The organism is Frankia sp. CcI156, from assembly GCF_001983015.1.
GTDB lineage: Bacteria > Actinomycetota > Actinomycetes > Frankiales > Frankiaceae > Frankia > Frankia casuarinae.
Genome location: NZ_MOMD01000063.1, coordinates 15212 through 37386, shown reverse-complemented (window position 1 = coordinate 37386; position 22175 = coordinate 15212). Strand labels below are relative to the sequence as shown.

General features: G+C 69.8%; 21 protein-coding genes. 1 reads left to right on the top strand and 20 read right to left on the bottom strand.

All coding sequences use genetic code 11. The annotated features are described in order from the left end of the window. Positions 1–102 precede the first annotated feature (102 nt). From CcI156_RS19895 to CcI156_RS19825, 14 genes are all read right to left on the bottom strand, one after another. Positions 103–528 (bottom strand): cold-shock protein, encoded by a 426-nt coding sequence (locus tag CcI156_RS19895; RefSeq protein ID WP_011436383.1) that lies wholly within the window; start codon positions 526–528, stop codon positions 103–105. 602 nt (positions 529–1130) lie between these two features. Beyond that, positions 1131–2210 carry a hydrogenase expression/formation protein HypE gene (gene hypE, locus CcI156_RS19885; RefSeq protein ID WP_011436382.1) on the bottom strand — a complete coding sequence of 360 codons (1080 nt, stop codon included), beginning with the start codon at positions 2208–2210 and terminating at the stop codon, positions 1131–1133. After that, positions 2200–3408 (bottom strand): hydrogenase formation protein HypD, encoded by a 1209-nt coding sequence (gene hypD / locus CcI156_RS19880; protein WP_076807477.1) that lies wholly within the window; start codon positions 3406–3408, stop codon positions 2200–2202. Before hypD ends, hypE begins: the two co-directional genes overlap by 11 nt. Beyond that, on the bottom strand, positions 3405–3707 hold the full coding sequence (locus CcI156_RS19875; protein ID WP_011436380.1) for a HypC/HybG/HupF family hydrogenase formation chaperone: 303 nt from the start codon (positions 3705–3707) through the stop codon (positions 3405–3407). Before CcI156_RS19875 ends, hypD begins: the two co-directional genes overlap by 4 nt. A gap of 7 nt (positions 3708–3714) precedes the next feature. Beyond that, positions 3715–6162 (bottom strand): carbamoyltransferase HypF, encoded by a 2448-nt coding sequence (gene hypF / locus CcI156_RS19870; protein ID WP_254847523.1) that lies wholly within the window; start codon positions 6160–6162, stop codon positions 3715–3717. A gap of 179 nt (positions 6163–6341) precedes the next feature. Then, on the bottom strand, positions 6342–6554 hold the full coding sequence (locus CcI156_RS19865; protein ID WP_023841716.1) for a hypothetical protein: 213 nt from the start codon (positions 6552–6554) through the stop codon (positions 6342–6344). A gap of 27 nt (positions 6555–6581) precedes the next feature. Then, a complete protein-coding gene (locus CcI156_RS19860; RefSeq protein ID WP_011436378.1) occupies positions 6582–7265 on the bottom strand; it encodes a DUF5947 family protein in 684 nt (227 codons plus the stop codon). Continuing rightward, positions 7262–7837 carry a NifU family protein gene (locus CcI156_RS19855; protein WP_076807475.1) on the bottom strand — a complete coding sequence of 192 codons (576 nt, stop codon included), beginning with the start codon at positions 7835–7837 and terminating at the stop codon, positions 7262–7264. The genes CcI156_RS19860 and CcI156_RS19855 overlap by 4 nt, the downstream gene beginning before the upstream one ends. Beyond that, positions 7830–9623, bottom strand: coding sequence for a nickel-dependent hydrogenase large subunit (locus CcI156_RS19850; RefSeq protein ID WP_011436376.1), 1794 nt, complete (start codon positions 9621–9623; stop codon positions 7830–7832). Before CcI156_RS19850 ends, CcI156_RS19855 begins: the two co-directional genes overlap by 8 nt. A gap of 93 nt (positions 9624–9716) precedes the next feature. Then, complete coding sequence (locus CcI156_RS19845; RefSeq protein ID WP_011436375.1) at positions 9717–10781, bottom strand: hydrogenase expression protein HypE; 1065 nt, start codon at positions 10779–10781, stop codon at positions 9717–9719. Beyond that, positions 10778–11383 carry a hydrogenase maturation protease gene (locus CcI156_RS19840; protein WP_076807473.1) on the bottom strand — a complete coding sequence of 202 codons (606 nt, stop codon included), beginning with the start codon at positions 11381–11383 and terminating at the stop codon, positions 10778–10780. The genes CcI156_RS19845 and CcI156_RS19840 overlap by 4 nt, the downstream gene beginning before the upstream one ends. After that, a complete protein-coding gene (locus CcI156_RS19835) occupies positions 11380–12990 on the bottom strand; it encodes a hypothetical protein (RefSeq protein WP_083718695.1) in 1611 nt (536 codons plus the stop codon). Before CcI156_RS19835 ends, CcI156_RS19840 begins: the two co-directional genes overlap by 4 nt. Positions 12991–13178: 188 nt before the next feature. Then, positions 13179–14015 carry a hydrogenase nickel incorporation protein HypB gene (gene hypB, locus CcI156_RS19830; protein WP_023841714.1) on the bottom strand — a complete coding sequence of 279 codons (837 nt, stop codon included), beginning with the start codon at positions 14013–14015 and terminating at the stop codon, positions 13179–13181. Continuing rightward, positions 13967–14377 (bottom strand): hydrogenase maturation nickel metallochaperone HypA, encoded by a 411-nt coding sequence (locus tag CcI156_RS19825; RefSeq protein WP_011436371.1) that lies wholly within the window; start codon positions 14375–14377, stop codon positions 13967–13969. Before CcI156_RS19825 ends, hypB begins: the two co-directional genes overlap by 49 nt. A 400-nt stretch (positions 14378–14777) precedes the next feature. On the opposite strand from CcI156_RS19825, the gene CcI156_RS19820 reads away from it, so the two are divergent. Continuing rightward, complete coding sequence (locus CcI156_RS19820) at positions 14778–15416, top strand: DUF4389 domain-containing protein (RefSeq protein ID WP_011436370.1); 639 nt, start codon at positions 14778–14780, stop codon at positions 15414–15416. 92 nt (positions 15417–15508) lie between these two features. On the opposite strand, the gene CcI156_RS19815 is transcribed toward CcI156_RS19820, so the two are convergent. The 6 genes from CcI156_RS19815 to CcI156_RS19790 all read right to left on the bottom strand — a co-directional run bounded on the left by CcI156_RS19815 (position 15509) and on the right by CcI156_RS19790 (position 22055). Beyond that, positions 15509–15742 (bottom strand): hypothetical protein, encoded by a 234-nt coding sequence (locus CcI156_RS19815; RefSeq protein WP_023841713.1) that lies wholly within the window; start codon positions 15740–15742, stop codon positions 15509–15511. Between the two features lie 144 nt (positions 15743–15886). Beyond that, a complete protein-coding gene (locus CcI156_RS19810) occupies positions 15887–17122 on the bottom strand; it encodes a beta-ketoacyl synthase (protein WP_076807485.1) in 1236 nt (411 codons plus the stop codon). A 53-nt stretch (positions 17123–17175) separates the two neighbouring features. Then, entirely contained in the window at positions 17176–17412 is a 237-nt protein-coding gene (locus CcI156_RS27510; RefSeq protein ID WP_011436367.1) for a hypothetical protein, read from the bottom strand. A gap of 92 nt (positions 17413–17504) precedes the next feature. Beyond that, positions 17505–19277 (bottom strand): long-chain fatty acid--CoA ligase, encoded by a 1773-nt coding sequence (locus tag CcI156_RS19800; protein ID WP_011436366.1) that lies wholly within the window; start codon positions 19275–19277, stop codon positions 17505–17507. 289 nt (positions 19278–19566) lie between these two features. After that, positions 19567–20592, bottom strand: coding sequence for a LysR family transcriptional regulator (locus CcI156_RS19795; RefSeq protein ID WP_139341553.1), 1026 nt, complete (start codon positions 20590–20592; stop codon positions 19567–19569). A 173-nt stretch (positions 20593–20765) separates the two neighbouring features. Beyond that, positions 20766–22055: a cytochrome P450 gene (locus CcI156_RS19790; RefSeq protein ID WP_076807471.1), complete on the bottom strand. Its 1290-nt coding sequence runs from the start codon at positions 22053–22055 to the stop codon at positions 20766–20768. Between the last annotated feature and the right edge of the window lie 120 nt (positions 22056–22175).

Genomic DNA, 22175 nt, shown 5'->3' with positions numbered 1-22175 from the left:
CGCGTTCCAGGGCCCTTCGCGGCCCGACCCCTAGCAGTAGCCGACCACAAACTCAAGACGCCACGCCGTACCTACTTTGACGTCGCCCTGCCCGGATACGCGTCAGCTCTCGATCCAACCGTACTTCTCGGCCACGCCCATCAGCTCGCTTCTGATCCGGACTATCTGCGTCCCCGTCAGGGTCGGGTCGATCCGGAGCAACAGTTCGGTGATTTCCTGGGTGAACTCCCCGACCGGCAGGACGTCGCAGAGAGCGTCGGAATCGTCCGCGTGGACGGTTCCCCTCGTCGGCGCCGGAGCGGCCAGACCCGAAGCCGCGGGCGCGGACCTGAGGATGCGGGCCGCACTGGCCTTCAGCCCACGCTCGCCCTCCTCGATCTCGAACTCCATGACGGCCCCAGGGATGACGAGATTCTTCTCAACAAGAAGATCGTTGGCATGTAGGAAAATATCGTCTCCACCGTCACTGGGAGCTATGAAACCGTAACCCCGAACATGGTCGAAGCGAAGAACCTTACCTGTACTCACGACTCACCTCAACAACACCCGAAAGACCATACGATTATCCACCGCCGCTTCGTCCGCCCAACCGCCACATGGCGGGCCGGACGACTTAAGAGTGAAGCATACCACCACAGCCCCAACCGACCGCAAGCCTGATGCCTCCACTCTCGCCCTCGACGGAAACAACCGCGCCAATACCCGCCTACGCTACCTCGGTTGAGACCAACGTTCAACGCGGAACGACGGGTCATCCTTTCACGATTACGACCACACCCCCAAGACGGAGCCGCGACCACAGAAACGAACGCGTGTTCGACATCGCCGGGCGAGAGGTCTACGCTTACAACCATGTTCACGTACAGACCGTTCCCGGCCACCCGACCATGATCGCCGCCATCCCGAGCCGCCGACGCCCGTCTCCGAGCGTCCGGAGGACGTCCTCTCCGCATTCCGCCGGACGCCCGCGGCGCGCCAGCCCGTCACTCCCTGAGCCCCAGCCCGCCACCGAGAGGCCGACAGGCATGCACCTCACCATTCCACCTGCCCGGGGATCTTGTCGAATTCGGCGACGGAGGCGCGGACCGGAATGCACGGGTCCACCCTGGACTCGAAAACAGCTCAGAGATTCAGCAGATTCGGGGAAGTTGCTCACCGACCGGGAGGTCCACCAGGCGGCTCGCGCCGAGACCGGTCCTCGCGACCACCATTCCCGGGTGTTCCGCGGTCACCGTACCTATCACAGCCGCGTTTCGGCCGAGTGGGCGCGCGCGCATCGCCTCGAGCACCCGATCGGCGTCCCGCGGCGCGACCATCGCCACGAGCTTGCCCTCGTTGGCGATGTAGAAGGGGTCCAGCCCGAGAATGCTGCAGGCGTCGAGGACCGGCTCGGGAACGGGAACATGCCGTTCGGTGATGACGATTCCCACCCGCGCGGTCCGCGCAATCTCGTTGAGTGTCGCGGCCAGTCCTCCGCGCGTCGGGTCCCGCAGGGCGTGCACGTCCGCGCCGGTGCGCAACATGGCGCCGACCAGTCCGTGCAACGGTGCGGTGTCACTGCGGACCTCCGTGGCGAATTCCAGGCCCTCCCGGCAGCTGAGCACGGCGATCCCGTGCAGCCCGATCTCGCCGCTGACCAGGACGACGTCGCCCGGCCGGGCCCGAGCGGGCCGGATGTCAACGCCGTCGGGAACCAGGCCGATCCCCGCCGTGTTGACGTAGACCCCATCACCGTGACCGGCATCGACGACCTTGGTGTCGCCGGTGACCAGCCGGACGCCCGCGGCACGGGCCGCCGCTCCGAGCGCATCCGCCACCCGGCCGAGATCGGTCAGCTCGGTGCCCTCTTCCAGGATGAATGCGGTCGAGAGGTACCGGGGTTCGGCGCCGGACATCGCCAGGTCGTTGACGGTTCCGTTGACCGCAAGATCACCGATCGAGCCGCCAGGGAAGAACAACGGTCGAACGACGTAGGAGTCGGTGGTGAACGACACCCGTGCGCCGTCGACGGTGACCACGGCCGCATCCCCCAGGTCCTCCGGACCGCCCGCGCCGGCGGCTGCGAAGGCCGGCAGGAAGAGATGCTCGACGAGTTCGGCCGACATCGCCCCCCCGCCGCCATGCCCCATCACGATCGTGGGGCACTCCACCAACGGCGCCGGGCAGGTCCACGCGGCCGGATCCACCGCCGTCGCGGCCTCATCCACCATGTCCCACCTCCAGCGCACGTCCCACCTCCAGCGCACGTCCCACCTCCAGCACATGTCCCGCTTCCGGCGCACGTCCCGCTTCCGGCAGGGGCTGCGCAATCGCCGGGGAGGTGCTCATCCGGCGGTAGAGGTAGTAGGCGGCACAGGCCCCTTCGGAGGACACCATGGTCGCGCCGAGCGGGGTCCGCGGAGTGCACTGCCGTCCGAAGGCCGCGCACTCATGCGGCTTGATCAGGCCTTGGAGCACCTCGCCCGATCGGCACGCCGACGACTCGGCCGTGTGGACATCCGCGACRGCAAACCGCAGCTCCGCGTCGAAGTCGCGGTAGGCCGGCGACAGGCGCCAGCCGCTGCCCGGGATGACACCGATGCCCCGCCAGGCCCGGTCGGCCACCTCGAAAACATCCCGCAGCATCGCGATGGCGGCCGGGTTGCCGGCTGCCGGAACCGCTCGGGGATAGGCGTTCTCCACCTCGTGTCGGCCGGCCTCCAGCTGCACCACGGTGCGGCGGATGCCCTCGAGGAGGTCGAGTGGTTCGAAGCCGGTGACCACGATCGGCACGCCGTAACGCCGTGCCAGGGCCGGGTACTCGCCGGTGCCCATCACGCTGCAGACGTGACCAGCGGCCAGGAACCCCTGGACGCGGCAGCTCGGCGACTCCATGATCGCGGCAATCGCCGGCGGTACCAGCACGTGCGACACCAGCAGGGAGAAGTTGCCCAAGTCGAGCCGTTTCGCCTGGAAGACCGTCATCGCGTTGRCCGGCGCKGTGGTCTCGAATCCGATCCCGAAGAACACGACCTCCCGATCGGGGTTGCGCTGGGCGATCGTCAGGGCGTCCAGCGGGGAGTAGACCACCCGGACGTCGGCGCCCGCGCTCTTCACCCGGAAGAGGTCCCGATCGCTCCCCKGCACCCGCAGCATGTCGCCGAAGGAGCAGAAGATGACGCCCGGCCGTGCGGCGATCTCCAGCGCCCTGTCGATGATCTCAAGCGGGGTCACGCACACCGGGCAGCCGGGGCCGTGGATCATCTCGATGCCCTCGGGCAGAAGCTGATCGATACCGTGCCGGATGAGCGAGTGAGTCTGCCCACCGCAGACCTCCATGATCGACCATGGGCGAGTCGTCGTCGCGTGGATCTGTTCCAGCAGCCGACCGGCCAGCTCCGGATCCCGGAACTCCTCCAGATACCTCACCGCGTCACCCCCTCCTCGCCGGCCCCGCGGGCCGTGGCACTCACACCGGCCGCACCGTCACCCAGCTCCTCGGTCAGGAGTCCCATCCGCGCGAAGGTGGCCAGCGACTCCACCGCCGAGCGTTCGTCCAGCCGTTGGATCGCGAACCCCACATGCACGATCACGTACTCGCCGACCATGACCTCGGGCAGGTACTGCAGGCAGACGTCCTTGCGCACACCCCCGAAATCGACCTCGGCCATCCGGGCCCCGTGGCGTTCCTCGATCCCCACCACCCGTCCTGGAACCGCGAGACACACCTGTTCCTCACCCCTTTTCCCGCGTCTTCTCCCGCGCTGCGGCGACGAGCAGCTGACCGAGAGCGATCCCCCCGTCATTCGGAGGTACCCGCGCATGCCGCAGCACCGTGAAGCCCCCCGCATGCAGTGCCCTGGATGCAGCCGTCGTCAGAACGGCGTTCTGGAAGACCCCGCCGGTGAGTCCGACCAGGTCAAGGCCCACCTCGCCGCGTGCCCGCCGGGCGAGGTCCACGATCATCGCCACGACGGCTGTGTGGAAACGGACCGCGGCGATGTCCACGGCGAGCCCGGCCGACAGATCCCTCACCATCGCCCGGATGACCGGCGCCGGGTCGATAATCAGCGGCCTGCCCAGCCCCTGCCCGCGCAGGGCGAACGCGTGGCGTTCGCGGTCGTCCGCGCCGCCGCCGGCCGCGGTGCGCGCCCGGGCCTCCAGCTCGATCGCCGCCTGCGCCTCGAAGTCGACCTCGTGACGGATGCCGAGCAGCGAGCTGACCGCGTCGAAGAGCCGCCCCATGCTGGAGGTCGGCACGCAGCCCAGCCCGCTGGCCAGCTGGTGGGTCAGCACCCGCCGCTCCGGCTGCGGGCAGGCGACGACCGGCGGCAGGGTGGGATCCCAGCGGACTCCGGCGGCGTGCAGATGGGCGAGCGCCATCCGGCAGGGCCGCCGAACCGCGGCGTCCCCACCGGCAAGCGGCACATAGCCCAGGTGGGCGAAGCGCCGGAACCCGCGGTAGTCGGCGATCAGCACCTCGCCGCCCCACACGGCCCGGTCGGGGCCGTAGCCGGTCCCGTCAAAGGCGAATCCCACCACCGGCCGGGTGCCGTCGAGGCCGTGCTCGGCCATCAGCGCGGCCACATGGGCATGGTGATGCTGCACGGTCCGTATCGGTCGGCCGGCGGCGTGCCGCACAGCCCACTGGCGCGACCGATAGCCCGGATGCGCGTCGGTGACGAGCTGGCGGGGGGTGACGCCGGTCAGGTGCTCGAGGTGCCGCTCGGCGGCGTCGAAGGCGCGCAGGGTGGCCAGGTCGTCCATGTCCCCGATGTGCCCGCTGAGCCAGGCCGACCRGCCCGCGCCCAGGCCGCAGGTGTTCTTGAGGTCGGCCCCGACGGCCAGCGTCGGGGGCACCTCGAACGGCAGCGGCACCGGCAACGGCGCGTAGCCACGCGAGCGGCGTACCGGCGACGGGGCACCATCGACCACCCGGACAACGGAGTCGTCGCAGGGCACCCGGATCGGACGGTCGTGGCGCAGCCAGCCATCGACAAGCGGGGCGAGCCGGCGCAGGGCGTCGGTGTCCTCGGCCGCGATCGGCTCGCCGCCGAGGTTCCCGGAGGTCATCACCAACGGCGGCCATCCGGCGGTGCCGACGGTTCGATGGAGGGGCACGGGCTCGCCTGGCAGGCCGAGCAGCAGATGGTGCACCGGCGTGTAGGGCAGCAGCAGACCGAGATCGGGGTTGTCCGGGGCAACGGAGTCGGCGAGCGCGGGACGGCCGTCGCGACGGCGGCGCACCAGCACGATGGGCCGAGCGGGGTCGGTGAGCAGGGCCGCCTCCCGCTCGTCGACATGCGCCAGGGCCCGGGCCGCAGCCAGGTCGTGGACCATGACGGCGAACGGCTTGCCGCCGCGCCGTTTGCGGCGTCGCAGGGTCGTCACCGCCGTCGGGTCGGTGGCGACGCAGGCGAGGTGGTAGCCGCCCACCCCCTTCACCGCCAGGACGCCACCGTCGGCGAGCAGCCGCCGCGCCGCGGCGAGCGCGTCCTCGCCGGTCCGCGGCGCGCCCAACGGCGACACGAACTCCAGGCGCGGTCCGCACGCCGGGCAGGCGATCGGCTGGGCATGGAAACGTCGGTCGGCCGGATCGGAGTACTCCCGCTCACACACGGGGCACATGGCGAACCGGGCCATCGTCGTTGCCGGCCGGTCGTAGGGAAGGTCGGTGATGATCGTGAACCTGGGTCCGCAGTTGGTGCACGTGATGAACGGATGCCGGTAACGCCGGTCCGCGGGATCGGCCAGTTCCCGCAGGCAATCCGGGCATGTCGCCACGTCGGGGGCCGCCGCCGTACGCCCACCCGCGGCCGGCCGGGATCGGACGATCGCGAAGCCGGATCCGCCGCAGGGCGGAAGTTCCGTGGTCACGACCCGCTCGACCATGGCCAGCGGCGGCACGTCGCAGCGAAGCCGGCGGGCGAAGTCCTCGACTGCGCCGGGGGTTCCCTCGACCTCCGCGACCACGCCGCCGGTGTCGTTGCGCACCCAGCCGGTCAGAGCCAGCTCCGTCGCGGCGGCGTGGACGAACGGCCGGAAGCCGACCCCCTGGACCAGCCCCTGGACGACGAACCGTCGCCGGGCCCGGCCGCCTGGGCCGGCCTCCCGGCTCGGTTCACCGGCCCCGCCCACCGAGAGCACCGGCCGGGTCATGCGGCCCGCCGTGCCGTCCGCCATCACATCTTCTCGATCCTGATGTATCGGACGAGGGCCGGATACTCCCTCCAGAATAGGCCGACGGCACCGGCCACGCCGACTGTCGCCAGCACCAGCTTGCGACTACTCATGTCCACCTCCTCGGTACCGTTTTCCCACGCGTGTCCGCGGGCTTCGGGTGGTGCGCCGCCTGCTGGGCGCTACCCCGGCGGCAGGTTGGGCATGCTCCTCGGCGCGACGGGATTGCGCCTCTTCGGTCGGACGCCGGTGGAGCGCCGAGCGTCGGCGCTGCCATCGGCGTGGTGCCCCACCTGCCATCGGTACGAACCGGTCGCGTTGCCCTGTGCAACCCCCTTGACGTGCGCGGTGGCGTCCGGCGCGACGTCGGGCTTACCGACCCGGATCTCGGCCATCTCGTCCTGCCCTCCCTCTCTTTCCTCTCAGCCCCGCCCCGCGGGGCCAGCGCGGCCCTGGCCCGTAAGATGCACCGGCCGTGCGGCCCGCACCGGGCTTGCGGGCCGGCGGCCGAGATCGGCGAAGAACCCGTCGATCGCCGGCCACACGCGCAGGCCTCCGGACAGGCCCCTCCACTCCCGCCGGATGACCGCCACGAGCCKGTGACAGTCGTCGACGGGAACGATCCAGTGCTCGTGGCGGCCGTGGGTAGTGTTCGTCAGCAGCGCCTCGACCAGCGGTGTCAGGTCACCCAGCGCCGGGCAGCGCCGCACGATGCCGCGCCACGTGCCGGGCGCGACGCCCCAGCGGGTGGCGCCCATCGGGCTGGGATAGCGGGCGCTGACCGAGCCGTCGGTCCCGACGACGAAGAACGCCAACCCCACCGGGGTACCCAGCTCGTCCGCGTCGAGTGCGGGAAGCCGCAGCCGTCGCCGGGGAACGAGCCGGAAGTGCCCACGTCCGGCCGCCTCCCGGTCGAACAGCAGCGCGCACGCCTGGCAGGCGCAGAGCAGCTCGTCGCGTTGTTCGTCGAGGATGTGCCGATGCTCCGCCGGCACGGCGGTCCGGCACATGTCGCAGCGGGCCTCGGCCGCGCCGGCGCGGTCGGTCGCGGCGCGCACAAGCCGCCGCAACGCGCCGTCGGCCGTCGGGGACATCGGGGCCGTCATGGACCCACCCCGTCGGCGACGGGCCGGGCGAGCACGGTGTCGAGGGGAACGAAGGCGGTCCGCTCGGGTTCACCCGGCGCGGGTAGGCGCCGGACGTCGGACAGCTCCGGCGCGACGGCGAGCACGGCCTGGCGAACCGCCTCGGTGACCCCCGCCGAGGTCGAGCCACACCCGCCGAGGGTCAGCCGGACCTCGGCCACCCCCCGTTCGATCCCACTCAGCTCGATCTCCCCACCCCGGTCCCGGACTGCGGGTCGAAGCTGCTCGATCGCCCGCGCGACCCGGGCCCCGACCGGCTCAGGATGGACGTCGTGCAGGACGAGCAGATGGTCGAGCAGCTCGTCGCCGGTGAACGCGGCGAGCACCTCCGGGGCTCCCGACGCGTATCCGACGGCTCGGGCCAGCRCCTCGCCGTACACCGCCGCGAGTGTTGCCACCGCGTCGATCGCCARCTCACCACTCGGCCCCGGAATGCGCTCCACCTGCGCCAGCACCTCGTCGAGGTGGGCGAGCCGGCCCCGCACAGCGAGATCGTCGAGCCGGTGCCCACCCGCGCCGTCCGGATCAACCATGGCTGGCCCCGAACATCGGCGAGTGCACCGTGCGCAGGGTGCGGCCCCGACCGAGATACATGTGCACCCCGCAGGGCAGGCAGGGGTCGAAGCTGCGCACCGTCCGCATCACATCAACGCCCTTGAACCCCTCCGGACCGTTCTCCTCGAAGATCGGCATGTTCTGTACCGCGTCCTCGTAGGGGCCCGGAGTTCCGAAGAAGTCGCGGGGGCTGCCGTTCCACGGCGTCGGCGGGTAGGGGTGATAATTTGCGATCTTGCCGTCGCGCACCACCATGTGGTGCGACAGCACGCCGCGCACCGCCTCGTGGAAACCGCAGCCGATCGTCTCGTCCGGCACGTCGAAGTCGCAGAACACCCGGGTGTCACCCGAGCGCACCCGATCCATGCCCTGCTCGAGGAAGTACAGCGCCATCGCCGCCGCGTAGGCGACGAAGTAGACACGGGCCCGGTCCCGCTCGATCGCGTTCGACCAGGCCGGCGGCTTCCACTGCAGGTCGACGGCGGGCAGCGTGCGGCTGCGCGGCAGCGAGATGTTCACCGCGCCCCCGGTCGCGGTGACGTAGGGGGTGTTCACCAGTCCGGCGAGTGCCGTGGTGTAAAGCCGAGCGAAGGGCCCTCCCCCGGTATCCAGGGCGAGATGCTCGCCGCTGCGGGCGTCAAGCCACCGCGGGCTCATCACCCAGCTGTACTTCTCCCCGAAGTCCCGCTTCTGCGGCACCGGCAGCGTCGTCTGGTTCCACGGATGGCGCATGTCGACCGGATTTCCGAGCGGATCCCGGGTGACGAACGGCTCCTCGTTCACCCAGTCCTGGTAGAAGGAACTGCCCAGCAGGATCCGGATGCCCAGATTGATCTCCACCAGGTCGGTGGTCAGCAGATCGCCGTCGACGACGATCCCGGGTGTCACGTGCATCGCCCGGCCCCAGGTGGTCATGTTCTCGTACCGGTAGTCCACGACGTTCGGATCCTGGAACGCGCCCCAGCAGCCCAGCAGCACCCGGCGGCGGCCGACCTCCTCGTAACCGGGCAGCGCCTCGTACCAGAAGTCGAACAGGTCGTCGTTCAACGCGACGGCCTTCTTGACGAAATCAAGGATCTCCATCAGCCGGCTGAGGTAGTCGGTGAACACCGTCGGTTCCGGCATCGTGCCGACCCCGCCCGGATACAGCGTGGAGGGGTGCACGTGCCTGCCCTCCATCAGGCAGAACATCTCGCGGGTGATCCGGCTAACCTTGAGGGCCTCCCGGTAGATCTCCCCCTCGAACGGGTTGAACGAACGCATGATGTCAGCGATAGTCCGCATCCCGTGCACGGCCGCGTTCGGTGCGGCGGTGGCCTCTGCCCGGGCCAGCACGCCGGGATTGGTCTGCTTGACCATCGCCTCGCAGAAGTCCACGAACACCAGGTTGTCCTGGAAGATCGTGTGATCGAACAGGTACTCGGCGGCCTCTCCGAGATTGATGATCCATTCCGCCATCGGCGGGTTCGCGATGCCGTACGCCATGTTCTGGGCGTAGACCGAGCAGGTGGTGTGGTTGTCCCCACAGATGCCGCAGATGCGGCTGGTGATGAAACCCGCGTCCCGCGGATCCTTGCCCTTCATGAACACCGAATAGCCGCGGAACAGCGACGAGGTGCTGTGACACTCGGTGACCCGCCGGTTGGCAAAGTCGATCTTCGTGTAGATCCCGAGGTTGCCGATGATGCGCGTGATCGGGTCCCACGCCATCTCCACGATCTGGGCGGGCTTCTCCCCGGTTCTCGACTGCCTGGTCGTCGTCATCGCACACTCCCTCCGGCATCGCTGGGCCCGGCCCGGACAGACCGGGTGTGCCGCCCCGCCTGCCGTCTCGCCGACGTGGGCTCCGGCCCGGTCCTAGGGGCGGTAATGCGGGTCGTAGCCGGTGGTCAGCAGCTCCCGGTTGTGCCGCCACTTCGGCTCGGTGTTCGCCGTCGCATTGGTGATGCCACGCAGCCTGCGGATGAACGACCCGTAGGGTTTGATCGCGCGCGAGGACAGGCTCCCTCCCGGCGGCATGTCCATGAACGGCATGAACTTGTCCGGGAATCCCGGCATCGTGCAGGCRATGCAGATGCCGCCCACGTTCGGGCAGCCGCCCAGCCCGCCCATCCACCCGCGCTTGGGCACGTTGCAGTTCACCACCGGACCCCAGCAGCCAATCTTCACCTGACACTTCGGCGAGTTGTAGTCCTTCGCGAAATCGGCCTGTTCGTAGTAGCCCGCCCGGTCACAGCCCTCGTGCACGGTCCGACCGAAGATCCACTGGGGTCGGAGTTGGTCGTCCAGCGGTGGCGGCGGTGCCGTGCCCGCCGCGTGGTAAAGCACCCAGGTCAGCGTCTCCATGAAGTCGTCCGGTTGAACCGGGCAGCCGGGGACGTTGACAATCGGCAGGTTGCCGGCGGAGGTGAAGTCATGGCCCAGGTAGTCGGCAAGGCCCATCGACCCGGTCGGGTTGCCGGCCATCGCGTGGATCCCGCCGTACGCGGCGCAGGTGCCGATCGCGACGACCGCCCACGCCCTGGGTGCCAGCCGGTCGATCCACCAGTTCAGGGTCAGCGGCTGGCCGGTGTCCGGATCGTTCCCGAACGACGTCCAGTACCCGTCGCCGTGGATGTTCTCGTTCGGAATCGAGCCCTCGATGACGAGGATGAACGGCTCGATGTCACCGCGGGCCGCGGCTCGGTACGGGGCCAGGAACTCCTCCCCGCCGACGGTCGGCGACAGCACCTTGTTATGCAGATGGACCGTCGGCAACCCCGGCACGAGCCCGGTGACGACATCCTCGATCGCTGGCTGGGAGGCCGCGGTYACCGACACCGTGTCGCCGTCGCAGCTCATCCCCTCGGAGATCCAGAGGATGTGCACCTCGTCGAAACCGCCGCGTCGCGAGCTCCCGGACTGCGGGTTCGTGGCCGTCATCTCGGCCCCTCCCTCCTACTGGCGGATGCTGGGGATGGACCCCACGAGCCGGGGTCTCGGACGATCTGCGCGATGAGCCGCACCGCGTCGCCGACGGCAGCCCCCGCGGCGTGGGACAGTCCCATCCGCTCCTCGACGACGGCGGGTCGGCAGCCGACGACCAGCACTCGGCCGACATCGCCACCGAGGCCCCGCAGCAACCGCAGGACCACGTCGGGAGACATGCCATGGGCGTCCATGAGGGGGATGTCATCGACGGGGGGGATGTCGTCAACGGGAATGTCGTTGACGCCGGCCCCGTCAAGTTCGGGCCGGAGCACCACGAGAGTCCCCGGTGGATCGGTCGACGGGACCGCGTCGACGAGGATCACCACGTCGTACCGGCCGTCGAGGAGCTCATAGGCGAGATGCACGCCGCGGATCCCGTAGTCGACGACGTCCACCCCGGCCGGCAGGTCCGCCGGGTCGATGCGGCGCACAACCTCCACCCCGAATCCGTCGTCGCCGAGGAACACGTTGCCGATCCCGGCGACGAGGACGCGCGGTGRACCCGCGGAGGAACCCGCGGGCGGACCCACGCGGGTGGGCGCCGGCCCGATCATGACGCACCCGGTCCGTCGGTGAGCGGTGCCAGCTCCTCGGGTGCGAAGTAGTAATGACGGCCGTACCACCGGTGCAGTTCGGCGGCCGGGTCGTCGTCCAGGGACACCGCGACGTGCCAGGCGCCGTCAACGTCCAGAAAGACGGYCTGAACCCGGGCCTCGCGCCCCCTGAGAAACATGTCGTGCGCGTCGCTTCCACAGCTGCTTCCACGGTCACGGGGATGCAGCCGGACCCGGCTGCCCTTAGCGATCATCACGCCGTCCAGGGAAACACTGTCACTGTCCGGACGGACCGACCGGTCCGCCTCCGGCTCCCACCATCGCGTGGTCGCGGCGGCAACCGGTACGCCGGCCGGCGCGGCCCCGACCGACGGAACCGRTCGCAGCGACCGGACGGCGCCATGCAGGCGGGCGAGTGTGTCCCGCGGGATCCCGTCGACCCGGTCGATAATCTCCGCGGCGCGGCGATCGGTCGCCCGAGCCTCGTGTTTCTCGTCGTCGGTCAGAGCCAGCGTGCGCAGCGAGAGGATTTCATCGATCTCGGTGGCGTCGAAGAGGTCACCCGGGCTCTCGGGGGCGATCCGGGGATGGTCGTACAGGATGATCGGCGAGGACAGCATCACGTCCGGCGCTCCGTCGGCACCGGCGAGAACGGGGAAGGTGTGGATGTTCTCACACTCCCGTGTCGCCCCGGCGGCCCAGGTCGGCGGATCGAGCAGCGAGAGGAACCGTCCCCCGCACGCACCCAGGAGGCTGTGTGTCGCGATCATCGATCGGCGCAGCGCCATCGGTCGCGCGGCGCCGGCGGKGACGTCCGCCACCGTGTTCTCGACGACCAGGCGCAGCCGGTACAGCCGGAAGGGAGCCGCAGCCCGCGTCACGGACACCCGGACCGTCGCCGAGACCGGCCACCGCCGGCGAACCACCCGAGCCGCACCGCCGCGCCCAACGTCGCGGCCCGCCGGGTTGCCGCGATCATCCAACGGCTCGATCTCCATGCCACCGGGCAGGCTCAGGCTGAACGACTCTCCACGATCAGCCTGTTCCGCCGACCGGCCCCGCACAGCCGGGTCGGCCGGGTCGGCCAGGTCAGCCAGGTCGGCCAGGTCGGCCAGGTCGGCCAGGTCGGCCAGGTCGAGGGTGAGACCGGCCTCGCGCGGCACCGCCTCGTCGAAACTCAGCCGAGCAGCGCCGTCCGCCTTCAGCGCGTCGACCTCGCCGAACGCACCGTCGGCCCCTCTGACCTCGACCGAACGGCGCTGGAGTTGCAGAAAGCGCAGCCGGACGACAACCGAGGCGGTCGGGGACAGCTCGAGAAGACAGTCGGTCTGCTGGCACCACGCATCCGTCGATCCGGCGACGGTCCGTGGAACCGGCCCACCCGCCTCGACCCAACGCCGCGGCGCGARCACCCCGAACTGCCACCGCATCCGGTTCTTGCCCGAGGAGCGGCGATACGGATAGAGCAGATAGCCCTCGTACAGCACCGCGTCAGCCACTGCACGGGCCGACGCGAAACCGGCGGGACAGCTCCCACCGGCCTCGTCGGYACCGGTGCCGGCCCCCACGTCCACGTGAAGGGTGGTCCGCGCGCTGGGCGCCGTCATGGCGAGCGATGCCCAGGACAGGACGAACCCGCGAGCAGCATGACAGTCCCCCTTCGGCGGAGCCGTGGCACCACCCCTGGGGACGATGCCCACCGTACTGTAACCACATGTAACTACGCATTATGGCTATATGCAGTTACGAGAACACTCGTAGCTATTCTTCGACGGGTTGCCCGGGTGCCGCGGCCTCAAACACCGTGAGACGGCCCGCTCGACCGCGGGCGGTGGCCGGCACCCCGCTCGGCGCGCAGCCAGGCGTACCACTGGCCCAGGCCAGGCCCCGGCCTCAGACCCGGCCCCGATCCCGGGGTCGCGCGGACGCGCAGTACGTCGACCCGGGGATTGATCCGGTGAACCTGCGCCTCGTACCGCGCGACCTCAACGTCGAGGTAGGGCAGCAGGTCGCACTTGGTGAGCAGGACGAGATCGGCAGCCGCGAACATGTGCGGATACTTGGTCGGCTTGTCCTCGCCTTCGGTGACGGACATCAGCACCACCCGGGCTCGCTCGCCCAGGTCGAACAGCGCCGGGCAGACCAGATTGCCGACGTTCTCGATGAACACCATCGAATCCTCTGCTGGTTCGAGCTCACGCAGCGCACAGTCGATCATGGCCGCATCGAGGTGGCAGCCACGGCCGGTGTTGATCTGGACGACGGGAGCGCCCGTGGACCGGATGCGCTCGGCGTCGCGGATACTCTCCTGATCACCTTCAACCACCGCGATCGGCACGCCCACGCCGAACTCGCGGACGGTCCGCTCCAGCAGCGTCGTCTTGCCCGATCCCGGCGAGCCCATCAGGTTGATCGCCAGCACGTCACGGGCGAGCAGGCGGCGGCGGTTCGCCTCGGCGAGCATGTCGTTCCTGGCCARCATCCGCTCCTCGACAACCACGGTGCGCGACGTGGTCCCCCCGTCAGGCGCGTGGCCGGCAAGCGCCGGGCCGGGACCGACGGGGTCGACCCCGTCGAGGGAGGTCAGCCGGGGCGGCGCCGCGACGTCGTCACACCCGCAGGTTCCACACATCCCACATCACCTCCGCCGCTCGGCACGGGTGTCACCTCGACCGTAACGATCATCAGCTCGTCGCCACCGACCACCTCGACGTCGGCGCTGCCGCACGGGCAGAGCACCAGGAGCAGGCGATCGTCGGCCTCGAACGTGGCGCCGCACCGCCGGCAACGGGCACGGCCCGGCGGTTCGTCGATCTCCAGGCGAGCGCCTTCGACCGGCGTGCCCGCTGCCACCAGGTCGAAACAGAATCGGACGGAGTCGGGCACGACGCCGGACACCCGCCCGATGACCAGGTGAACCGCCGTGGCCCGCGCTGCCCCGATCCGTTCCACGATCGTGTCCACGACGTTCTGGGTGATCGCCAGCTCGTGCATCCACGGCTCCTCGGGGCCCGGGCAGCCCCACAGAGCACCCCGCTCGCGGCCGGCCCGTCGGTCTCCCTACCCGCCCGGGGTCGGGGACTACCGCCCGGTGTCGGGGACAGTCCTCTCGGGCGGCCTGACAGATCATGGCCGTCGTCATCGCGCTGACAGCCTCCCCTTCTCGATATCCCCTTCTCCATAAAGACGACAAGACTGCGCAAAAGAATATATTCCGCACCAATCTTGCTGGTGGCAGGGGTGGCGGCAAGGAACACCGTCAGCCGGATGGTTCGCCGTGGYCGCCTCGGTCCGATCCGACCGAAAAAGGGGGACTCATGGCTCTCTCGCACCCGGCACCGCTGACCGAAAATAAGCCGGCAGGACGAGGTTACCGATTTACCAGGGAGCAGCCATGACCGACCAGGGGACATTTAGCGTAGAGCCGCGGCACCCCGGCCATCCGGTGTCCTTCGAGATCGACTACCCGACAGGGGAGCGCGATCGACTCACCGTGTTCTTTCGAATTATCACGGTCATCCCGATCGCGGTCGTCCTCGCGGCGGTCGGCGGTACGGGATACGGCAGAAACAGTGCGATGTTCGGCGGCGGGCTGCTGTTCTTCGCTCCCCTGCTGCTGATTCTTTTCCGGCAGAGGTACCCGCGGTGGTGGTTCGACTGGAATGTCGCTCTACTGAGTTTCACGAACCGGGTCGTGGCCTATCTCACCCTGCTGCGGGACGAATATCCCTCGACGGAGGACGAACAGGCCGTCCACTTGACGATTCCCTATCCGGACGCCGCGCGTCTGAACCGCTGGCTGCCCCTGGTCAAGTGGCTGCTGGCGGTCCCGCACTACATCGCGCTGTTCTTCCTGTATATCGCGACGGTGGCGGCGATGATCGTCGGCTGGTTCGCCGTGCTCCTCACCGGACGCCTCCCGCGGGGACTGTTCGACTTCGTCGTCGGCGTGCTGCGCTGGACGAACCGGGTGGTCTGCTACGCGGTCATTCTGACCACGGACGACTACCCACCGTTCCGACTGCGGCCCTGAAAGGCCGTGGGTGACGGCACGGTTCCGAGGGTGGACAACCGACAGTGGGGTTCGGGTCGGCGGACGCCGTTGTCCGACCGGCCCTCGACGGATCAAGCTACGGCGGATGCCGCAGGCGCRGCCATCCAGGTCAGATCGGCCACGGTGACGACGAGTCGGCGGGCGACGTCGTCGGGCGACCGCCCCGCCTCCAACGCCTCCCGAATGGCCACCCCACGTGCTGTGCGCAGATCCAGTCTGCGCGGATGGTCAGCCCACATCAGATCATCTGCCAACGCGGCTCGCTCGAGCGGATCGGACACCTGCAGTACCTGTTCGTAGGACATCACGGGCCAATGGTTACGGCTAGTCGGATCTTTGGCAACATGTGCATGGCGACTTTCTGAGCATCGTGCGCACCCGATGCTCCCGCCATGGCCGTCCGGTGTCCGCTCGGGCAGACGTACCGACCACGGCGAGGCGACCGACGGTCAGGGCCAGGGGGTGAAGGCGAGGCAGACATCGTGGCCGCCGAAGCCGAACGACGTCGACAGCRCCGCGCCGGTCCGGATCGGCCTGTTGTCCATCGTCACCACGTCCAGCGTGATCTCGTCGTCGATCGCCTCGAGGTTGCGGGTCGCCGGGACCGTCCGCTCCCGCAACGTCAGCACGCAGAGCAGCGCCTCCACCGCGCCGGCCGCGCCCAGCAGATGTCCGGTCATCGACTTCGTCGACGTCACCGCGACACCGTCGAGCGCCGCGCCCAGCGCGCCGCGCAGCGCACGGCTCTCGGCGAGATCGCCAGCCGGTGTCCCCGAGGCATGCGCGTTCACGTGCACCACGTCCGCCGGGTCAAGACCGGCGGCGTGCAACGCCCGGCGCACGGCCCGCGCCGCCCCGGCTCCCGTCGGGTCGGGGGCTGCGACGTGATAGGCGTCGGCGCTGACCCCAGCGCCGGCCACGGTCGTGTAGACCCGGGCGCCGCGGGCGCGGGCGTGCTCGGCGGCCTCCAGGACGAACATCCCGGCACCCTCGCCGAGCACGAATCCGTCCCGGACTTTGTCGAACGGCCGGGACGCCGACTCCGGCGGGTCCTCACGGCGGGACAGCGCCTGCATCTGCGCGAATCCCACGAGCGGGAGCGGATGGACGGCRGCCTCCGTGCCACCGGCGACGGCGACATCCGCTCGACCGGCCTGGATCAGGTCGACGGCGGTGGCAATGGCCTCCGCACCGGACGCGCAGGCGCTCACCGGAGCGTGCACCCCGGCGCGGGCACCGAGCGCGAGACCCACCGCCGCGGCCGGTCCGTTCGGCATGAGCATCGGCACCAGGTGCGGGGACACCTGGCGCGCCCCGCGCTCCCGGAACACGTCGTACTGGTCGAGCAGGGTGGTGAGGCCGCCGACCCCGGAACCGACGACGACGGCGAAACGTTCCGGCTCCGGCGTGGGGGTGCCCGCGTCGGCCCAGGCTTCCCGGGCTGCGACGAGGGCAAGCCGCTGCCCCCGGTCGAGCGTGCGTGCCTCCACCCGGCCAAGCTGCGGCTCGACGGCCACCGGCGCGGCGATGCGGACCGGCAGCGACTGCGCCCACGGCTCATCGAGCCGGCGGATCCCGGATCGGCCGGCCAGCACGCCGCTCCACGTCGACGCGACGTCGCCGCCGAGCGGTGTCGTGGCCCCGAGACCGGTGACCACCACCTGCCGCGCCGCCTGCCGGCCCACCGCCTGCCTGGCTGTCGTCCGCCCGTTCGCCGTCGGGTCGGTCGTCTCGATGCTCACGCGACGCCTCCGGGAGTGAGGCTCAGCGGCAGCGACGTCAGGCCCCGCTGGATGAGGCGGCTCAGCAGGTCGTCAACGACCTGCTCGGCCCACGGCCGCATCCCCTCGATCGTGCGCGGGGTGAACGCCTTGCTCACCAGGCCGCGCAGCCGGGTGTGGCCGGGCGGTTCCATCTCCGGGTCGGACCGTGCGGGCCAATCCGGTGCTCCCAGGGACGGTGCGGCGGAATCCACGTGCGGCTCCGTTTCGATGCGCCGAGATCCAGGCGGGCGGAGGTCAGTGCCGGACCGGTGCCGGGGCCAGGTGCCGGACCGGTACCGGGCGGTCAGGACGCGTACAGCTCCTCGATCTCCTTGGCGTTCTCCTCCTCGATCACGGCACGGCGAAGCTTCAACGACGGGGTGAGCTGGCCGCCCTGGATGGTGAAGTCGTGGCTCAGGAGGCGGAACTTCCGCACCGACTCGGCCCGCGAGACCTGCGCGTTCGCCGCGTCGACCGCGGCGCTGACCTCGGCGACCAGCCGAGGGTCGGTGTGGGCGGCGGCCTCGTCCAGCTTGTGACCGCCTCGCCGGGCCCAGGCCTGCACGGCGGCCCGATCGAGGGTCACGAGGGCCGTCACGAACGGCCGGTTCTCCCCGATCACTATGGCGTTGCTGACCAGCGGGTGCAGCCGGATGCGGTCCTCCAGCGGTGCCGGCGAGACGTTCTTCCCCCCGGTGGTGATAATGATCTCCTTGATTCGACCGGTGATGTGGAGATACCCGTCGTCGTCGAGCCGACCGAGGTCACCGGTGCGCAACCACGGCTCGTGCGCGCCCGTCCGATCCGGCCAGTAGCCCGGCGAGACCTGCGGCCCAGCCACCAGGACCTCGCCCTCGTCGCTGATCGCGACGGTGGTCGCCGGCAGCGGACGGCCCGTGCTGCCCGGCCGGTCGAGCCCGGGAGCGCTGATGCTGACGGCCGTCGAGGCCTCGGTCAGCCCGTAGGCGCCGAGGACGTGCACCCCGACCCCGGTGAGGAACTCGGCGGTGGAGGGGTCGAGCGTCGCTCCCCCGCACACGACGTGGCGCAGGCGCCCGCCGAACGCCGCGCGCAACCGGCGGTACACCAGCCGGTCGAACAGCGGAGCCTGAAGCCGCGTGACGAGCCCCAGGCCGCCCTGCCCACGCCGGGCCCGACCCAGCACGCAGGCGGTCCGTTCGGCCGCGGCGAACAGGCGCCCCGAGAGTCCGCCCGCCGCCGCCGCCCGCGCGCCCTTGCGCATCTTCTCCAGCGCCGACGGAACGGTGATCAGGAAGGTGGGGCGGAAGGTGCGCAGCGCCGGGACGAGGCCCCCGGGGTCCGGCAGCAGGGCCGTCCGCACTCCGGCCCACAGACACCCGATCATGGTCACACGCCCGAACACGTGCGAGAGCGGAAGGAAAAGAATGGTACTGGCCGAGCCGGTGGCCGGACGCATCACCGGGTCCAGCCGCTCCACCGAGTTGACGGCGGCGGAGAAGACGTTCGCGTGGGTCAGCAGGCAGCCCTTCGGCACGCCGGTCGTCCCGCTGGTGTAGACGATTGTCGCGAGGTCGTCGGCCCGGACCGCGTCCCGGCGGCGGAGCACCTCGGACTCCGCGACGGACTGACCGGCGGTGCCGAGTGCCGACACGGCCTCGTCCAGCGACCAGACGCGCGTCGCGGGAAGACCCGCTGACAGGACCAGGCGCTCGTGGTCGGGTGTCTCGACGAAGCACCACGAGGCCTTGGAGTCACCGATGATGTGGTCGACCTGGTGGGCCGAGGAGGTCGGGTAGACGGGGACGGTGACCGCGCCGATGCTCCAGATCGCGAAGTCGGCAACGGCCCAGCCGTAACCGGTCCGACCCATGATCGCAACCCGGTCGCCAACCCCGACGTCGTGCGCCACCAGGCCCCTGGCGACGGCCGCGACGTCGAAGCAGAACCGGCCCGCGGTCACATCGCGCCAGCCTCCGTCCACCTGATGGGCCAGAACCGGCCGGTCGGCGACCATGGCGACCTCAGTAAGGACGGCGGCGGCCAGCCCTCGGTCGGCGGGCAGCTCAGTACCTCCGGGCACCCGCAGAATGTTCACAGTTGATCCCCTGATCCCCGTTCCCGGACGCRCACAGGTCAGCCCGGATGGTCGACGAAAAATCCCCTATTAAATGCGATGGAAAAGACGATGACAAAGACGTTCCGACATCGCACCCATCACTCCAAATGGCACCGCGAGTGGAACGGGACAAGCCCGGCCGCTTCTTCATGCTAACCGTCTTCCCAGCCCATGTGAATGGGTACGGACGTCGCTGTGGAGCTGACCGCGATGGTTTTCTCTGATCGATCCATTGTTCAGGCCTGCCGATCTTCAGGCCTGCCGGTCTTCAGGCCTGCCGGATCAGCGAGCACGCACCGGCGGTCACCGAGGTCAAGGCCGCGGGCGTGCTCCGCGGCCTTGGTGCCGGGCCGGTCGCCGGCTCGTCCGACCTGGACGGATCCAGGGACGGCGGTCCCAGGAACGGCCCGGCGGCGTCGAGGCTGTTGAGGAAGGCCGTGACGACGGGCTGCGGATCCGGACGCCAGACCGCGTACGCGCCGACAGTCGGTACCGGGTCGACGAGCCGCACCGCGACGGGGCCCTTCGTGGGCACATGCGCGCCGCGATMCGCCGACGCGAAGGCCACCACCGGCCTGGTCGTGACGACGATGCCGGTGGCGCCGGAGTCGTCGACCTCCTCTGCCACACTCAGGCGGATGCCACAGCGGTCGGCGGCGGCGAGGATAGCGTCGTGCATCGCCGGGCTCTGTTCCCGGCGGAACAGCACGCATCCCTGGCCCGCCAGCTCCCGGAACGAGACCTGGCGACGGTCCGCCCACGGATGGTTTCGCCCGACGAGCGCCACCAGCGGCACGGTGAAGACCCGATGGGACCGCAACTGGGCCGCGAGAGGCCCGGCGAACACGAGCGCGACGTCGAGTTTTCCCGCGGTGAGGGCGGACAGCTGGGGGCCGCTGCGAGCCTCCCAGAGAGTGGTCGAGACGTTCGGGTAGTCAGCGTTGAGCCGTAGCAGGGTGGGTTGGAGGACCCGTTCCCCGGCGGGGAAGTTGAACCCGATGGAGATCCGACCGGTCCGGCCGGAAGCGGCCTCCCTGGCCGCCCGGACCGCCTGTCGTGCCTGTTCCAGCAGACGTCGTGCCTCCATCTCGAAGGCCCGGCCCGCCGGGGTCAACCGGACCTCCCGGGAGGTCCGGTTGACCAGTTCGACACCGATGTCACGTTCGAGACGCTGGAGCTGCTGACTGAGAGAGGGCTGGGCCAGATGGAGCCTGGCCGCGGCCCGGCCGAAGTGGAGTTCTTCTGCGATCGCCAAGAAAGAGACGAGGTATCGGAAATCGATCTTGCTCTCCATGGTACCTCCCGCGGACACGCTAGCGATCCCGAAAAACTACGGGTGAATACGGCGTGTGGAGATACGGAAGGTACGGTGTAAGATTCGCCCGACGTGRCATCCACCACGCCTCCGACCTGGCACTTGACTTCGAGCAGAATATCAGAAGCGGCTCGATCCGCGACTTTGCGGCACTATCCCCGGAAGCGGACGGGGAGCTCCGCCAGTCCTCGGATGAGCAGGTTGGATTTGTAGGGCGGCGAATCGACGAGAAGCTCGGCGGACCGGACCCGGTGGAGGAACCCCGCCAGGAAGATCTCCATCTCGAGCAACGCCAACGGCGCGCCGAGGCAGTAGTGGTGACCGAGGCTGAACGACAGGTGCCGGGACGCGCCGGAGCCTGCCACGTAGCGGCGCACATCGAGACGGTSCGGGTCGTCGAATGCCTCCGGATCACGATTGGCGCAAGCGATCAACGCCACCACACCCTCACCCGGGGAAAAGGTTCGGCCACCCACCGTCATCTCCCGGGTCGCTGCCCGGGTGTTGAGGTGGATCGGGGAGTCATAGCGTAGCAGCTCGTCGACGGCGGGCCGGATGAGATCCGGTTCGTCGCGCAGCAACGCCGTCTGGTCGGGGTTACGCAGCAACGCCAGCGCCCCGTTGCCGACCAGGTTGACCGTCGTCTCGTGGCCGGCAATCAGCAGGGTCACGCAGGTGCCGAGCAGTTCGTCCTCGGTCAGCCGATCACCCTGCTCCTCGACGGCAGCCAGCGCGCTGAGCAGATCGTCGCCACCGCTGCGGCGGCTGCGCGCGACCAGCGCACGGAAGTAGGCGAGAAACTCGGGGATGGCGTCGTTACGCTCCGCCAACGCCTCCGGAGACATCAGGACGTCCGGGTCGAACGCCCTGGCCAACGCCTGCGACCAGATCTGGATGATGCCGTGGTCGGCCGCCGGCACCCCGAGGATCTCACAAATGATCGTGAGTGGCAGCGGGTACGCGATCGTCTCGATGAGGTCGAACTCTCCGGCCCGCAGCGCGGTGTCGAGCAGATCGTCGACGAGGGCGGYGATACGCGGCCGCAGATCGGCGACCCGACCCGGGGTGAACGCCTTACTCACCAGGCCGCGCAGCCGGGTGTGGTCCGGCGGCTCCATCCACAGGAACGTCGCCGGGAACTCCTCGGCGGGCAAGGTGGGATGCAGCTGGTGGGCCTCCTGATCGTGCCCCCAGCTCTGGTTGGACAGTACCGCTACACAGTCGTCGTGCCGGGTGGYGACCCGCAGTCCGAACGGCGTCTCGTGCAGCCGGCCGGCTGCCCGCAGGCGCGCATAGAGCGGATAGGGATTCGGCCTGTTCGCGGGATCGAACAACGCGGCCAGCAGATCAGGCGCCTGGTCCGGGAGCGGTTTCCCGTGGTCGGCCGCGACGCCGGTACCGGCGTCCGCCCCGGCGAATACGGAATCGGTTGTGACTGCCATGACGTGCTCCTCATCGTCGGTCCGACGAATGCCGGCGCGGGTGGTGCCACGGAGCTCGGTTCACGGTGGGTCTCCACCTGGAAGCGCCCCGGGACCTGTGCGTTCAGGCCACCTGCCCGG

Bases quoted from the DNA above. Each gene is read 5' to 3' on its own strand.
- CcI156_RS19820 (WP_011436370.1), top strand. From the start codon at position 14,778: ATGACCGACCAGGGGACATTTAGCGTAGAGCCGCGGCACCCCGGCCAT.
- hypE (WP_011436382.1), bottom strand. From the start codon at position 2,210: ATGGTGGATGAGGCCGCGACGGCGGTGGATCCGGCCGCGTGGACCTGC.
- CcI156_RS19850 (WP_011436376.1), bottom strand. From the start codon at position 9,623: ATGACGACGACCAGGCAGTCGAGAACCGGGGAGAAGCCCGCCCAGATC.
- CcI156_RS19865 (WP_023841716.1), bottom strand. From the start codon at position 6,554: ATGGCCGAGATCCGGGTCGGTAAGCCCGACGTCGCGCCGGACGCCACC.
- CcI156_RS19825 (WP_011436371.1), bottom strand. From the start codon at position 14,377: ATGCACGAGCTGGCGATCACCCAGAACGTCGTGGACACGATCGTGGAA.